This window comes from Pseudomonas sp. 1912-s (assembly GCF_029269205.1).
GTDB lineage: Bacteria > Pseudomonadota > Gammaproteobacteria > Pseudomonadales > Pseudomonadaceae > Aquipseudomonas.
Map to the genome: position 1 here is coordinate 156,830 of NZ_JARIXR010000008.1, position 14,795 is coordinate 171,624.

15 protein-coding genes are annotated in these 14,795 nt (G+C 62.9%); 9 read left to right on the forward strand and 6 right to left on the reverse strand.

Features of this window, described 5'->3' with window-relative positions; genetic code table 11:
- The first annotated feature begins 70 nt into the window (after positions 1 to 70).
- Complete coding sequence (locus P3C29_RS12850) at positions 71 to 847, forward strand: transporter substrate-binding domain-containing protein (RefSeq protein ID WP_169387338.1); 777 nt, start codon at positions 71 to 73, stop codon at positions 845 to 847.
- Here the strand turns inward: P3C29_RS12850 and cynR are convergent.
- Complete coding sequence (gene cynR / locus P3C29_RS12855) at positions 822 to 1,688, reverse strand: transcriptional regulator CynR (RefSeq protein ID WP_275964650.1); 867 nt, start codon at positions 1,686 to 1,688, stop codon at positions 822 to 824. The two genes, P3C29_RS12850 and cynR, sit on opposite strands and share 26 nt — an antisense overlap.
- Before the next feature lie 112 nt (positions 1,689 to 1,800).
- On the opposite strand from cynR, the gene P3C29_RS12860 reads away from it, so the two are divergent.
- Genes P3C29_RS12860 through P3C29_RS12870 form a run of 3 tightly spaced genes read left to right on the forward strand, consistent with a single transcriptional unit; the run spans position 1,801 to position 3,837 of the window.
- On the forward strand, positions 1,801 to 2,442 hold the full coding sequence (locus P3C29_RS12860; protein ID WP_275964651.1) for a carbonic anhydrase: 642 nt from the start codon (positions 1,801 to 1,803) through the stop codon (positions 2,440 to 2,442).
- Positions 2,443 to 2,471: 29 nt separating this feature from the next.
- Positions 2,472 to 2,942 carry a cyanase gene (gene cynS / locus P3C29_RS12865; RefSeq protein ID WP_275964652.1) on the forward strand — a complete coding sequence of 157 codons (471 nt, stop codon included), beginning with the start codon at positions 2,472 to 2,474 and terminating at the stop codon, positions 2,940 to 2,942.
- A gap of 55 nt (positions 2,943 to 2,997) precedes the next feature.
- Complete coding sequence (locus P3C29_RS12870; protein WP_169387337.1) at positions 2,998 to 3,837, forward strand: cache domain-containing protein; 840 nt, start codon at positions 2,998 to 3,000, stop codon at positions 3,835 to 3,837.
- 85 nt (positions 3,838 to 3,922) lie between these two features.
- Here P3C29_RS12870 and P3C29_RS12875 read toward each other — a convergent pair whose 3' ends face one another.
- Positions 3,923 to 5,434, reverse strand: a complete 1,512-nt coding sequence (locus tag P3C29_RS12875; RefSeq protein WP_275964653.1) for an MDR family MFS transporter — start codon at positions 5,432 to 5,434, stop codon at positions 3,923 to 3,925.
- Positions 5,435 to 5,508: 74 nt separating this feature from the next.
- Positions 5,509 to 6,693: a 4-hydroxybenzoate 3-monooxygenase gene (pobA, locus tag P3C29_RS12880; protein WP_275964696.1), complete on the reverse strand. Its 1,185-nt coding sequence runs from the start codon at positions 6,691 to 6,693 to the stop codon at positions 5,509 to 5,511.
- Positions 6,694 to 6,882: 189 nt separating this feature from the next.
- Here pobA and P3C29_RS12885 point away from each other — a divergent pair, with 189 nt between their 5' ends.
- Positions 6,883 to 7,779 (forward strand): helix-turn-helix domain-containing protein, encoded by an 897-nt coding sequence (locus P3C29_RS12885; RefSeq protein ID WP_010176543.1) that lies wholly within the window; start codon positions 6,883 to 6,885, stop codon positions 7,777 to 7,779.
- Here the strand turns inward: P3C29_RS12885 and P3C29_RS12890 are convergent.
- Both P3C29_RS12890 and P3C29_RS12895 read right to left on the reverse strand, forming a co-directional pair.
- A complete protein-coding gene (locus P3C29_RS12890; RefSeq protein WP_162835184.1) occupies positions 7,763 to 7,939 on the reverse strand; it encodes a hypothetical protein in 177 nt (58 codons plus the stop codon). The two genes, P3C29_RS12885 and P3C29_RS12890, sit on opposite strands and share 17 nt — an antisense overlap.
- Before the next feature lie 111 nt (positions 7,940 to 8,050).
- On the reverse strand, positions 8,051 to 8,956 hold the full coding sequence (locus P3C29_RS12895) for a LysR family transcriptional regulator (protein WP_201122056.1): 906 nt from the start codon (positions 8,954 to 8,956) through the stop codon (positions 8,051 to 8,053).
- Positions 8,957 to 9,060: 104 nt separating this feature from the next.
- On the opposite strand from P3C29_RS12895, the gene P3C29_RS12900 reads away from it, so the two are divergent.
- Positions 9,061 to 9,933 (forward strand): MBL fold metallo-hydrolase, encoded by an 873-nt coding sequence (locus P3C29_RS12900; RefSeq protein ID WP_275964654.1) that lies wholly within the window; start codon positions 9,061 to 9,063, stop codon positions 9,931 to 9,933.
- Between the two features lie 34 nt (positions 9,934 to 9,967).
- Positions 9,968 to 10,582 carry an NAD(P)-dependent oxidoreductase gene (locus P3C29_RS12905; RefSeq protein ID WP_275964655.1) on the forward strand — a complete coding sequence of 205 codons (615 nt, stop codon included), beginning with the start codon at positions 9,968 to 9,970 and terminating at the stop codon, positions 10,580 to 10,582.
- Here P3C29_RS12905 and P3C29_RS12910 read toward each other — a convergent pair.
- Positions 10,579 to 11,448 carry a LysR substrate-binding domain-containing protein gene (locus tag P3C29_RS12910; RefSeq protein WP_201122054.1) on the reverse strand — a complete coding sequence of 290 codons (870 nt, stop codon included), beginning with the start codon at positions 11,446 to 11,448 and terminating at the stop codon, positions 10,579 to 10,581. The genes P3C29_RS12905 and P3C29_RS12910 overlap by 4 nt on opposite strands.
- Before the next feature lie 111 nt (positions 11,449 to 11,559).
- On the opposite strand from P3C29_RS12910, the gene P3C29_RS12915 reads away from it, so the two are divergent.
- Complete coding sequence (locus tag P3C29_RS12915; RefSeq protein WP_275964656.1) at positions 11,560 to 13,185, forward strand: 5-guanidino-2-oxopentanoate decarboxylase; 1,626 nt, start codon at positions 11,560 to 11,562, stop codon at positions 13,183 to 13,185.
- Complete coding sequence (locus P3C29_RS12920) at positions 13,182 to 14,624, forward strand: aldehyde dehydrogenase family protein (protein ID WP_275964657.1); 1,443 nt, start codon at positions 13,182 to 13,184, stop codon at positions 14,622 to 14,624. The genes P3C29_RS12915 and P3C29_RS12920 overlap by 4 nt, the downstream gene beginning before the upstream one ends.
- Positions 14,625 to 14,795: the final 171 nt, after the last annotated feature.

Below are 14,795 nucleotides of genomic sequence, written 5' to 3' on the forward strand. Positions count from 1 at the left end.
AGTTTGGTTGTGCCGTGGCTAAACATTTGCAAATAATGGCGGCCCTGCTCATGCCCAAGGACCCGACCGCATGAAAGCTTTGCTGACCCTTTCCCTGCTGGCCGGCCTGTCCGCCCAAGCCCTGGCCGACAGCCCCGCATCGCGCCTGGATGAAGTGCTCCAGCGCGGTGAAATGACCGTCTGCACCACCGGTGACTACAAGCCCTACAGCTATTTGCGCCCGGACGGCAGCTACGAAGGCATCGACATCGCCATGGCCCAGTCGCTGGCCAAAAGCCTTGGCGTGCAGGTGAAATGGGTGCCCACCACCTGGAAAACCCTGATGCCGGACTTCCTGGCCCAGCGCTGTGATATTGCCCTCGGTGGTATTTCGGTGTCGCTGGAGCGGCAGAAGAAGGCATTTTTCAGCCAGCCCCTGGGCGTCGACGGCAAGATCCCGCTGGTGCGTTGCGCCGATGTGCAGCGCTATCAGACCGTGGAGCAAATCAATCAGCCGCAGGTGCGGGTGATCGAGCCTTCAGGCGGTACCAATGAAGTGTTTGCGCGGGCACATCTGGGCAAGGCGCAACTGACACTGTTCCCGGACAACGTGACGATTTTTGAAGAGCTTTTGGCCAACAAGGCCGACGTGATGATCACCGACGCCAGCGAGGCCCGGTATCAGCAAAAGCTCAAGCCGGGGCTGTGTGCGGTAAACCCCGAGCGCTACATGCAGTACAGCGAGAAGGCGTTCTTGCTGCCTCGGGATGATGTGGCGTGGAAGAGCTACGTGGACCAGTGGCTGCACTTGAGTACGGTGACGGGCGTGTATGACGGCATCATCAACCAGTGGCTGGCTGCGCCCTGACCAGTTCGACAAACGCCCGGCACGCCGCGCTGCGATAGCCTCCCTTGCGACTGAGCAGCGCCGCYGTGCGTTGCGGCAACGCCGGGCTTAACGGCACCGCCTGCAAGCCCGCCTGCACCTGGGCAATCGCGCTGGGCAGGATGGTCGCCAACTGAGTGCTCCGTACGATTTCAATAATCGCACTGATGGAATTGGCCTCCATGGCGATCAGGGGTTTTACCGCCTGGCTACGAAAATACTCATCGATATAGCGGCGCGTGGCGAACCCTGAGTTCAGCAGCACCCACGGTTGCCGGAGCCACTGCTGGCGGTTCAACTCCGGATGGCCGGCACTCACCACCACGCTCAACGCCTCGACAAACACCCCTTCACACTCGATATCCGGCAAATGCTCGCCGGTAAAACCAATGCCGATATCCAGCAAGTCTTCCGTGAGCGCCGCCTCCATGCGGTCTTGCGTCAGTTCCTCGACGCCGACCGTTATCCCCGGGTACAGACGGTTGAACCGCGCCAGCAACGGCCCGATCAGGTACGCGGTAAACGTCGGCGTCATTGCCAGGCGCAGGCTGCCGCGGCTCAGGTCCTGCACGTCGTGCATGGCCCGGGTGCCGGCCTGCAGATCCTGCAAGGCCAGGCGCGCAAAACGCACATAGGCCTCGCCCGCATCAGTCAGGCTGACGCTCCGGCCGGAGCGATCCAGCAGTGGTGCGCCGAGGGTGTCTTCCAGTTGCCTGATCTGCTGCGACAAGGTCGGCTGCGACACATGCAGCGCCTCCGCCGCCCGGGTGAAATTACGGTGCTCGGCAACGGCCAACAGGTAGCGGATATGACGCAGCAACATGAAGGGCGCTCCATCTATAGGCATGACTTATAGAAACCATAATAAGCCGGTCTTGGACGCTATAGCTGAAAACTTCCATCCTTGCCCCATCAGCGACGCAAGGAGAACCACCATGCAAGACCTCATCGACGGTTTCCGCAAGTTCCAGGGTGAAGCCTTCACCCAACGCAGCGACCTGTTCAAACACCTGGCCACCACGCAAAACCCCGGCACGCTGTTTGTGTCCTGTTCCGACAGCCGTGTAGTCCCGGAACTGCTGACCCAGCAGGAACCCGGCGACCTGTTTGTGATCCGTAACGCCGGCAACATCGTGCCGTCCTACGGGCCAGAGCCCGGCGGTGTGTCGGCCACCGTCGAATACGCGGTAGCCGTTCTCGGCGTCAGCGACATCGTGATCTGTGGCCACTCCGACTGCGGCGCCATGACCGCCATTTCCACCTGCAAATGCCTGGACCACTTGCCGGCCGTCGCCAACTGGCTGCGCCATGCCGAGTCAGCCAAGGTGATCAACGCCGCCCGTACCCACGCCTCAGACGCCGACCGGCTCAACTCGCTGGTACGGGAAAACGTGGTCGCCCAACTGGCTAATCTCAAGACTCACCCTTCCGTGGCCCTGGCCCTGGAACAAGGCCGGCTGAGCATGCACGGCTGGGTCTACGACATCGAAAGCGGCGGCATCGACGCCCTGGATGGCCGCAGCGGGCGCTTTGTGTCCCTGCTGGATAACCCGAGCACCCGCGCCCACGCGGCCTGAATCCTATTCAAACCCAAGAGGACATCACCATGCTGCAATCCCAATTCGCCCAATCCCCACGCCTGGCCCTGGCCGACACCGTTATCGACATCAAGGCGCGCAAGAACCTGTCGTGGCAGGACCTCACCGACGGCACCGGCCTGAGCCTGGCGTTCGTCACCGCCGCCCTGCTCGGCCAGCACCCGTTGCCCAAGGACGCTGCCGATGTGGTGTGCGAAAAGCTCGGACTCGACGAGGACGCCAGCCGCTTGCTGCAAACGGTGCCCCTGCGCGGCAGCTTCCCCGGCGGCGTGCCGACGGACCCGACCATGTACCGTTTCTATGAAATGCTGCAGGTCTACGGTTCGACCCTCAAGGCCCTGGTACACGAGCAGTTCGGCGACGGCATCATCAGCGCGATCAACTTCAAGCTGGACATCAAGAAAGTCGAAGACCCGGACGGCGGTTCCCGCGCGGTGATCACCCTGGACGGTAAATACCTGCCGACCAAACCGTTCTGATAAGTCGGCAAACCGTCTACGCTCTTGGCACACCAACAAGAACGAGGGACGGGTAATGAAGGCAATGCTCCGAGCCACCTGGCTGCTGCTGTTGTGCGTTGGCCAGGTGCACGCCGCCACCGCTGAGGATGCGGACGCCCAAGCCGCCAAGGCCCTGCTGGAAAAGGCCTTGGGGTATTACCAGACGAATGGCGACAAAGCCTTTGCGGCGTTCAGCCGCCAGGGTGAATTCGTCGACCAGGACCGCTATGTGTTCGTGGTCGACACCAAGGGCGTGCTGCTGGCGAGTGGCGGGCCCTCTTCTGCGTTGATCGGGCGCAACGTTTCCGAGGTGCTTGGGCCGGATCTGAACAAGTCATTCAAGGATGCGTTGGCGGTGCCGGAAGGCAGTGGCATCCAGCAGGCCGATTACCGGTGGCAGAACTGGAATGACGGCAAGGTCGAGCGCAAGCATGTGTATTACCAGCGCGTTGGGCAGCGGATTCTGGCCGTGGGTTATTACTTGCCACGGGCTACGCCGGAGCACGCGAAGTCTTTGCGGGACAAGGCCGTCAAGGCGCTGGAGAAGGATCAGGCCGGGACGCTCAAAGCCATCAACGCCATGCAGGGTGGTTTTCTGCAGGACGATTTGTATGTGTTTGTGGTTGACCTGGATACCCACCGCTATGTGGCCCATGGCACGAACCCGCGGCTGGTCAACACCGACTTCAGCAAGATCAAGGACCCCGACGGCAAGCCGGTGGGTGAGCCGATATTGGCGGTGATGGCTGAGCAGGGTCAGGGGGAATACGAGTACCGCTGGAAAAATCCGGTGACCGGGAAGGTCGAGAACAAGCATGCGTATTTGCGCAAGGCCGGGCATTTTATGGTCGCTGTGGGGTATTACAGCCCGTGAGGCCATCACCTGCTCAAAAGCTGGAATGCAATCACAATGTGGGAGCTGGCTTGCCTGCTCCCACATTTGATCTTCATTGTTCCAACTATTTGGCCTTGTCTTCCCGCCCCCGCAGCACGCGATCAGGCATGGCAATCGCCGCCGCCAACCCCAGCAACGACACCCCTGCACTGACCATCAGCAAATGCCTGAAGGTAATCAGCAGCTCCCCCCGCAAGGCATCCTGCGCCGGCCCCGGCGCCGCATTCAAACCGTCCAGCAACACATTGCCGGAACTGCCTTCCGCCACCAGTGCCCCACTGGCCAGGTGCGCAAAACTGGAGTCCTGCAACAACGCCAGCAGCAAGGCCGACATGCACGCCACCCCGACCGCCCCACCCAGGGAACGGAACAGGTTCGTGGTGCTGGTCGCCACGCCGATGTCCCGCTGCTCCACCGAGTTCTGCGTACCCACCAGGGAGGTCGGAAACTGCATCCCGGCGGCAATCCCGCAGAGCAACATGAACAGGCTGGTCACCGCCACGGCCTGGGGTGCACTGAGGGCCATGCCAAGGATCGCGATCGGGCTCAGCAAGGCGCCAATCAGGATCATCGGTTTATAGCGGCCCGTCACCGAGGTCATGCGCCCGGCAAAATACGCGCCCATCGGCAAGCCCATCGCCAGCGGCAGCAAGTGCAACGCGGCGCTGTCGGCACCGGAACCGGTGACGGTCTGGTAACGCAGCGGCATCAATACCGTGAGGGAAATCGCCTGGAAGCTGGTAAAGAAAATCGTGCACCAGCACAGCACCGCGCTGCGGTTGGCGAACAGGTGCATCGGCAACAACGGCTCCCGCGCCCGGCGCTCGTGCCACACAAACACCGTCAACGCCACCAGCGCGCAGGCCAACAGCCCCAGCACTTCATCGTCACGCCAGTGATGGCCCTGGCCGATTTCGGTGATGCCCAGCAACAACGCGGTCAAGCCGACGATCATCAGCACGGTGCCGAGGTAGTCGATGACCGGCTTGCGCTGCGGCACCGGCAGCCCCACCAGCGTGCGATGGGCCACCCACCAGGCGCCGGCGCCCAAAGGCAGGTTGATCAGGAACACCCAGCGCCACGACAGGTACTCGGTCATGTAGCCACCCAACACCGGCCCGGCCACGCTGGCCACCGCGTACATGCTGCTGAAATAGCCCTGGTAACGCCCGCGCTCACGGGGAGGAATGATGTCGCCGATAATCGCCTGACTGACCGAAATCATCCCGCCGGCACCGATGCCCTGGAGGATCCGCGCCAGCACCAGTTGCTCCATGCTCTGGGCCATACCGCAGAACAGCGAGGCAAGGGTGAACAAGCCCATGCCGATCAGCATCATTGGCCGGCGCCCGTACAGGTCGCCGAGTTTGCCGTAGATCGGCACCGCCACGGTCATGGCCACCATATAGCCGGAGATCACCCAGGCCAGCAGGTTGACGTCGTGGAACTGGGCGGAAATGGCCGGCATGGACACGGCGACGATGGTCTGGTCCAACGCCCCGAGGAAGATCGCCATCATCAAGGCGACGAGAACACTGCGAACGGCGGGTGTGGCGGGCTGATTGAGGTTGGTCACGGCAGAACCTGCGAGCAAGGGCCCACGGGAAAAGGAGGCCCGCGGGAATGCTCGTCAGTGTACTAGATAGCTGGCTACTCGATAGCCTCGTAAGGAAGTCCGACGTAATTTTCTGCAATGGTTTTACGTCCGGCCTCGGAGTCGACGAAATATTCCAGCTCGCTCTGGGCGATGCGCTGGCTGAAGCCATCTGCCTCCGGGAATTGGTGCAGCATCGAGGTCATCCACCAGGAAAACCGCTCGGCCTTCCAGATCCGCCGCAGGCAAATCTGCGAGTATTTCTCCAGCAACTCCACCCGGCCCTCGCGGTACACCTTGAGCAGGATATTGAACAAGGTGCTGACGTCGCTGGCCGCCAGGTTCAAACCCTTGGCGCCGGTGGGCGGCACGATGTGGGCGGCGTCGCCGAGCAGGAACAGCCGGCCGTACTGCATCGGTTCCACCACGAAACTGCGCAACGGGGCGATGCTCTTTTCGATGGACGGGCCAGTCACCAGTTGCGCGCCCAGTGACGCGGGCAAGCGGGTTTTCAGTTCGTCCCAGAAGCGTTCATCGGACCAGTCTTCAACCGCTTCATCCGCCGGCACTTGCAGGTAATAACGGCTTCGGGTCGGTGAACGCATGCTGCACAGGGCAAAGCCGCGCGCGTGCTTGGCGTACACGAGTTCATCGTGGATCGGCGGGGTGTCGGCCAGAATGCCCAGCCAGCCAAACGGATACACCCGTTCAAAGACCTGCAATGCCTCGGCGGGAATCGACTGGCGCGCTACACCGTGGAAACCGTCGCAGCCGGCGATGTAGTCGCAGTCCAGCCGATACTGCTCGCCTTCGTGCTCGAAACTCAGCCAGGGCTCTGCACTTTTCAGATCATGGGGCTGCACATTGCGGGCTCCGTAAAAAGTGACAGCACCGCTGGCCTGGCGCGCGGCCATCAGGTCGCGGGTGACTTCGGTCTGGCCGTAGATCATCACCGTCTTGCCGCCGGTCAGCGTCTTCAGGTCGATGTGGGTCAATTGCCCGTTCAGCGCCAGTTCAAAGCCCTCATGCACCAGGCCTTCGGCATCCATCCGCGCACTGACCCCGGCCTGGCGCAACAGGTCGACCATGCCTTGTTCCAGCACCCCGGCACGGATGCGCCCTTGCACGTAATCCGGCGTCTGGCGCTCAAGAATCAGGGTTTCAATCCCGGCCTCGTGCAACAGTTGGCCGAGCAGCAGTCCCGAGGGACCGGCGCCAATAATGGCGACTTGGGTTTTCAGCGTTTTCATTATTTTTATGGCCCGCAAGCTTCACCCGAACGTATTCGGTGAAAGAGTTGTCATTGAAGGTGTTGCTGGCATTTTTCACTTGAGTGCCCGGCATAAGAAGGTGAAAACTGAGCCCAAAGCTGCGCTTTTCGCCAATTGGGGCGATTACCGCACAACTCTCCCGAAGTATCGGATGAAGCCATGACCAAAACTGCCAGTGCCGCGATTCCAGTGTTCAAACTCTACGGTGAGAGCCAGCAATGGCCGACCCCTGATTTGCTGCACTGTGAAACCATCTCCCGGCGCAGCCGTGAGTACCAGTGGGAAATCCAGCCCCACCGGCACGCGGACCTGTGCCAGTTGCTGTACGTGCACAAGGGCCAGGCGCAACTGGAGATCGAAGGCCAGCGCAGCACGCTGAGCGAATCGACGCTGCAGGTGCTGCCGCCGTTATGCGTGCATGGTTTTCGCTTTTCCGAAGACGTCGAAGGGTTCGTGGTCACCCTGGCCGCGCCGCTGATGGCGCATTTGCAGGGGCAACTGGGCGCGGCACTGGACGGCCTGAACGCACTGGGCAGCTACCCGGCCGGCAACGACAGTGACTACCTCAACAGTTTGTTCGCCCGGTTGCAGGATGAGTACGCCAGCGATCAACCGGCGCGGGACATGATGATGCACGCGCTGGTCAGCGTGCTGCTGGTGTGGATCAGCCGCCAGGCCATCCAGCGCCGCCATCCACGGGCACCGCGAGGCCGCGAATACTTCCGCCGGTTCACCCAACTGGTGGAGCAGCATTACCGCGAACACCCGAAAATCGAAGACCTGGCCCACAAGCTCGGGATCTCGGTTTCTCACCTGAACGGTACGTGTCGGGAATTGGGCGGCCAGCCCGCGTTGCAGATCATGCACGACCGCCAATTGCTGGAAGCCAAGCGCCTGCTGACCTACACCAGCATGACCATCAATGAGATGTCGGACGTGTTGGGCTTTTCCGACCCGACCAACTTCTCACGGCTGTTTCGCCGGCGCGTCGGGTTCTCCCCGAAGGCGTTTCGGGAGCAGTTGAAAGCCGACCAGGACGCTAGCGCAGCGAGCTGAAGGCGGCCATGTGGCCAACACATTGCCCGTGATTGCAGCTGGAAGCGAAGCCCGGCTGCATGCGGGTCTGTTCGACGCGGTAGGCGGCAGTGCCGTAAAGCGCTGTGGCGGCGGCGCACAGGGTGAAAATCATCAGGTACTTTCTTGTTTTGATCGACATGATGCTGACCTCTGATCGGATCAAGAAGGTGCTTGTATAAGCATAGTTCAGAAGCATGGCTCAGATGCAGCAAGTCGCTTATCCGGCGACATTCAACCTGTTTATGTCGGCTCAGAGACCGATGTCCCACTCAGGTTCCTCCGGAAACCTCAACACCAGGAAATCCAGCAGGCTGCGCAACGCCGACGGCATGTGCTTGCGCGAGGCGTACACCGCGTAGATGTTCATTTGCTGCGGCTCGGCCTCGGGCAGCAGGCGGATCAGCTCTCCACTGCGGATGTAGTCGCCCGCCTGATAGCTCGGCAGCCGCGACACCCCTGCCCCCGCCAGCGTGACCCGCAATAAAGTGCTGGCCTCGTTGGCGCTGATATTGCCCTGCACCGGCACCGACACCGGCTCGCCGTTTTCCACGAAGTGCCACAGGCTTTTGCCGAAGTAGGAATGGGTCAGGCAGTTGTGCCGGGCCAGGTCCTGCACACGCCGGGGCTGCGGATGCTCCAGCAGATAAGCGGGCGACGCGCAGATCACCGAGCGGCACAGCGTGAGCCGGCGGGCGATGAGGTTGGGGTCCAGCTCAAAGCTGGTGCGGATAGCCAGGTCGATGCGCTCATCCACCAGGTTCACCGTGCGATCCAGCATCTGCATGTCGATGCTGACCAGCGGGTAGTGCCTGACGTATTCGGCGATGGCATCGGCCAACTGCGCCTGGCCGAACGAGGTGCTGACGCTCAGGCGCAACAGGCCCCGGGGCGCTTCGTCCGGCTCGCTGACGGCGGCCTGCATGTCGCTGCACAACTCCAGCATCTGCCGGCAACGGGGCAAGGTTTCGCTGCCGGCGGCGGTCAGGCTGAGCTTGCGGGTGGTGCGGTGCATCAGGCGCGCGCCGACCCAGTCTTCCAGCTCCGCCAGGTAGCGCGACACCACCGGCCGCGACAGGTCCAGATGGTCGGCCGCCGCCGATTGGCTGCCCAGGTCCACCACGGCCACAAACACCCGCATTGCTTGAAGACGATCCATGATTTGCCCGCTTTTAGAAACAAACTATGTCCAAGCATCGCATTTTTTGTAGCGTTTGGTGCAACTAAGCTCTGTCCACACCTCACCGATGACTGGAGCTGCACATGTTTGGATTCTCCCCGCTCAAGCGCGTGGCCCTGGCCGCTGCCACCCTGGCCTTCGCCGCTCACGCCGCGGCTGCCGACCTGACCCTGGACGCCTACAACCCGGGCGAAACCGCGATGATGCCGGTCACTTCGGTACTGGTCAGCGGCGACAAAGACGCGATCCTCGTGGATGCCCAATTCGGCAAAACCCAGGCCGAGCAACTGGTGCAAAAAATCCGCGCCAGCGGCAAGCGCCTGACCACCATCTACATCAGCCACGGCGACCCGGACTACTACTTCGGCCTCGACACCCTGGCGGCCGCGTTTCCCCAGGCCAACATCGTCGCGCCGCAGCCGGTGGTGGACCATATCAAGGCCACCGTTGAACACAAACTGGCGTTCTGGGGCCCGAAACTGGGAGCCGACAAACCTGCCAAAGCCGTCATTCCCCAGGTACTCAAGGGCCACAGCCTGACCCTCGAAGGCAAGCAGCTGGAAGTGATTGGCCTTGATGGCCCGCAACCGGACCGCACCTTTGTGTGGATTCCGTCGATCAAGGCGGTCGTCGGTGGCGTGGTCGTCTCGGAAAACATTCATGTGTGGATGGCCGATACCCAAACCGCGAAATCCCACACCGACTGGCTGGCGACCCTGCAACGTATCCAGGATCTGAAACCGCGCACCGTGATTCCGGGTCACTACCTGGGCACACCGTCGCTGAAATCCGTGGCGTTCACCGCCGACTACATCAAGGCCTTTGACGAAGAAACCGCCCAGGCCAAGGACTCTGCCGCACTGATCAGCGCAATGAAAAAACGTTACCCGAACCTGGGCGACGAAAGCACCCTGGAACTGGGCGCCAAAGTCGCCAAGGGCGAAATGCAGTGGTGAGTTGATTCAACCCTTAACCGTACTGGAGAACGTCATGAGCAAGATCGCAATCATTGGTGCCACCGGTCGTGCCGGTAGCCAGCTGCTGGAAGAAGCCTTGCGTCGCGGGCATACCGTGACCGCCATCGCGCGCAATACCGACAAGATCGGCGTGCGCCCTGGCGTCACTGCCAGGCAAGTGGACGCGCTGGATGCCGAGGCGCTGGAACAGGCCATCCGTGGCAACGACGTGGTGATCAGCGCGGCACACTTCGCCAGCCTGCCGGCGGAAGCGGTGATCAACCCGGTGAAAAAAGCCGGCGTGAAACGCCTGCTGGTGGTCGGCGGTGCCGGCTCGCTGCTGCTGTCGGGCGGCAGCCGGGTGATCGACAGCCCTGGTTTCCCCGAGGAATACAAAACCGAAGCCAGCGCCGGCAGTGTGTTCCTCGACACCTTGCGTCAGGAAAAAGACCTGGACTGGACCTTCCTGTCGCCCTCGGCGGAGTTCACCGAGACCGCGCGCACCGGCAAATTCCGCCTGGGCCAGGATGAGTTGCTGGTGAGCAATGAAGGCCGCAGCTGGATCAGCTTTGCCGACTTTGCGATTGTGCTGATTGATGAGGTGGAAACGCCCAAGCATTCGCGCCAGCGGTTTACGGTCGGTTATTAAGCGCGTGCCTGGCTCACCAGCCAGTCCATAAGCTGCTCCAACCCCGCCGAGGGCTCCGTCCCCGGCGGGTACACCAGGTAATACCCCATCCCCGTCGGCACCCGCAGTTCAAACGGCGTCGCCAACCGCCCGGCCTTGAGGTCCTCGCCAATCAGCGCGCTGTCGCCGATTGCCACGCCGGAACCCTGGGACGCCACCGTCATCGCCAGGTCCAGCGTTTCAAAATGATGCCCCTGGGCCAGATTGCTCAAACGCGTATCCGCCGCCTTCAGCCACAACGCCCAATCCCGTTCATCCCGCGTGGGGTGCAGCAGCACCTGTTGCTGCAAGTCTGCCGGCGTGTGCAAACCACCGAGCAAGGCCGGCGCACATACCGGTGTCAGACGCTCATCAAACAGGTGCCGGGCCTGGGTCGACTGCTCGGCAATCGGCGCGTAGATCACCGCCGCATCGAACTGCTCACGGCGAAAGTCCACGGTGTAGGCCACGGTGGTGGTCAGTTCAACCGGCACGTCCGGGCGTTCCTGCTGCCACTGCATCAGGCGCGGCAACAGCCAGCGCATCACGCAGGTGGAGGCCTTGAGCTGCAGGGTTTCGCGGCGAGTGCCGATCTGTTCCACCGCCTCGCCAATCAGGCCGAACACCTGCTGCGCCCGCAACGACCACTCACGGCCCTCTTCCGTCAGGCTCAAGCCCCGGGCCTGGCGCTGGAACAGCGCATAACCCAGATGGCTTTCCAGCCCGGCAATCTGCCGGCTCACCGCGCCCTGAGTGATGTGCAATTGCTCGGCGGCACGGGTGAAGTTGCAGCACTGGGCCGTGACCCAAAAGGTGTGCAAGGCCGGCAACGGTGGAAGGCGTTTCATAGGGGCGCAGCCATGACGTGAGGACATGGCTAGTATGACTTTTTATCGATTGTTGCCGCTACGGGCCAGCCGTTCCAATACGGGCCTTTATCAACAATAAGAGCGACGACAATGGCGACCTGCGGCGAAGTATTGGTCAACCTGCTGGAAGGCTACGGTGTAGACCAGGTGTTTGGCATCCCCGGCGTGCACACCGTGGAACTCTATCGGGGCCTGGCGCGCTCCAGCATCCGCCACGTCACCCCGCGCCACGAACAGGGCGCCGGCTTCATGGCCGACGGCTATGCACGCACCAGCGGCAAGCCCGGGGTGTGCTTCATCATCACTGGCCCCGGCATGACCAATATCACCACCGCCATGGGCCAGGCCTACGCCGACTCGATCCCGATGCTGGTGATTTCCAGCGTGCAGTCCCGCAGCCAGTTGGGCGGCGGGCGCGGCAAGCTGCACGAGCTGCCGAACCAGAGCGCGATGATCGCGGGCGTGGCGGCGTTCTCCCATACCTTGATGTCGGCGGCCGAATTGCCCGGTGTATTGGCCCGGGCGTTTGCGCTGTTCCAGGCCGGGCGACCGCGCCCGGTGCATATCGAAATCCCGCTGGATGTGCTGGTGGAAAACGCCGACGCGTTGCTCGGCAGCGAGCCGGTCAGCGTTTCCCGCGCGGGCGCGGCGCCGTCGGCGGTCAAGCAAATGAGCCAGTTGCTGGCGGCCGCCAAACGCCCGCTGATTCTGGCCGGTGGCGGCGCCATCGACGCCGCGCCCGAGCTGACACAATTGGCCGAGACCCTCGGTGCGCCGGTGGCGCTGACCATCAACGCCAAGGGCATGCTGGCGTCCCACCACCCGCTGCTGATCGGCTCGACCCAAACCCTGGTCGCCACCCGTGCCCTGGTGGCCGAGGCCGACGTGGTACTGGCGATCGGCACCGAGCTGGCAGAGACCGACTACGACGTGACCTTCGCCGGCGGCTTCGACATTCCCGGCGCCCTGCTGCGCATCGATATCGATTCCGACCAGACCGTACGCAATTACCCACCGCACGTGGCACTGGTGGCTGACGCGCAAATCGCTGCCCAAGCGTTGCTCGCCGAACTGCACGACACACCCTTGGCCGCCCGCGACAACCACTGGGGCGCCCACCGCGTTGCCCGCCTGTGGAGCGAACTGGAACCCACCTGGGACGCCGCGACCCGCGCGCAAACCCTGTTCCTCAACACCGTGCTGGATGAACTGCCCGACGCCGTACTGGTGGGCGACTCCACCCAACCGGTGTACACCGGCAACCTGACCCTGAACCTCGACCAGCCACGCCGCTGGTTCAACTCCTCCACCGGCTACGGCACCCTCGGCTACGCCCTGCCGGCGGCCATCGGTGCATGGCTGGGGCGCGGCGACGGTGCGCCGGTGGTGTGCCTGATCGGCGACGGCGGGCTGCAATTSACCCTGCCGGAACTGGCCAGCGCCGTGGAGGCGCGCACCCCGGTGATCGTGCTGCTGTGGAATAACCAGGGTTATGAAGAGATCAAGAAATACATGGTCAACCGCGCCATCGAGCCGGTGGGCGTCGACATCTACACCCCGGATTTTATCGGCGTGGCCCAGGCCCTCGGCGCGGCTGCCCAGCGCATCCAGGGTGTTGAAGAACTGCGCAGCGCATTGCGTGCCGCCACGGATCGCCAGGGCCCGACGCTGATTGAAATCGACCAGGGGCTTTGGATGAAGGAGGTGGCGGTATGAGCGCGGCAGTGAACGGGCTGTATATCAATGGTGTGTGGCGTGCAGGCCATGACGTGCTGGACGTGATCAACCCGGCGACCGAGGCCACCTTGGCTCACGTCAGCGTGGGTGATGCTGGCGCAGTGACGGAGGCCGTGAGTGCCGCCAGCGCGGCCTTCCCGGACTGGTCCAAAAGCACCGGCCGCGATCGCGCTGCGCTGCTGCGCAAAATCGCCGAGGGCGTCAGCGCCCAACGTGAACACCTGATGCAGCTGCAATCGAGCAACAACGGCAAGCCGCTGTTCGAGGCGGGCATTGATGTGGACGACGTGATCGCCACCTTCACCTACTACGCCGGTTTGGCCGACGACATGGACGCCAGCCAGGATCGTCCGGTGGCACTGCCCACTGAGGATTTCAGCGCCCGCGTTCGCCGTGAACCCTGCGGCGTGGTGGGCCTGATCGTGCCGTGGAATTTCCCGATGGTGACCACCGCCTGGAAACTCGCCCCGGCGCTGGCTGCCGGTTGCTGCGTGGTGCTCAAGCCTTCGGAGGTGACGCCGCTGGCCGAGCTGGAACTGGCCAGGATCATCGCCTCGGTGGGTTTGCCTGCCGGGGTCTTCAACGTGGTCTGCGGCACAGGCCTGGCGGTGGGCGCCCCGTTGGCGGCGGACCCGCGGGTCGCGAAAATCTCGTTCACCGGCAGCAATGCCGTGGGCGTGCAGGTGATGCAGCGCGCTGCCGAAACGGTCAAGGGCGTGAGCCTGGAACTGGGCGGCAAATCGTCGTTGCTGGTGCTGGCCGGTGCCGACCTCGACCTGGCGGTGGAACTGGCTTGCGGCGGTGGTTTCTTCAACGCCGGGCAGATGTGTTCCGCCACCAGCCGGGTGTTGGTGGCGGATGAATTGGCGGATGAGTTTCTGATTCGCTTGCAGGCCAGGGCCGAGGGTATTCGCGTGGCAGACCCGTTTGCCGAAGACGTGGAAATGGGCGCACTGGTCAACCGCGCGCAGTACCAGCGGGTGCTGGGGCATATCGAACGGGGCGTGCAAGCGGGCGCGAAGGTGTTGTGTGGCGGCGGGCGTCCGGCGGATTTGCCTCAAGGTTACTTTATCCGCCCGACGGTGTTTACCGAAGTGCCGCTGGACAGCGCGTTGTGGAACGAAGAAATCTTCGGCCCGGTGCTGTGCGTGCGCAGCGTTGCCAGTGAAGCCGAAGCAGTGGCACTGGCCAATGACAGCGAGTTCGGCCTGGTGGCCAGTGTGCTGAGCCGCGACCTGGAAGCGGCCGAACGGGTGGCGAATGCCTTGCAGGTGGGCCTGGTGTGGATCAACGCGCCGCAGGTGATCTTCCCGCAAACGGCGTGGGGTGGTTACAAGCAGAGCAGCATCGGCCGGGAACTGGGACCGTGGGGGTTGCAGGCGTTTCAGGAGACCAAGCATGTGATTCGGGCGATCTGAAACCACCCGACAACATTGTGGCAAGGGAGCTTTTGTGGCGAGGGGGCTTGTCCCCCGTTGGGCTGCGAAGCGGCCCCAAAAAAAGCGGGAGCGCTTCGCACTCCAACGGGGGACAAGCCCCCTCGCCACAACCAGCGCTCCTCACCACAAGACTCCTTGGCACAAAAGCCC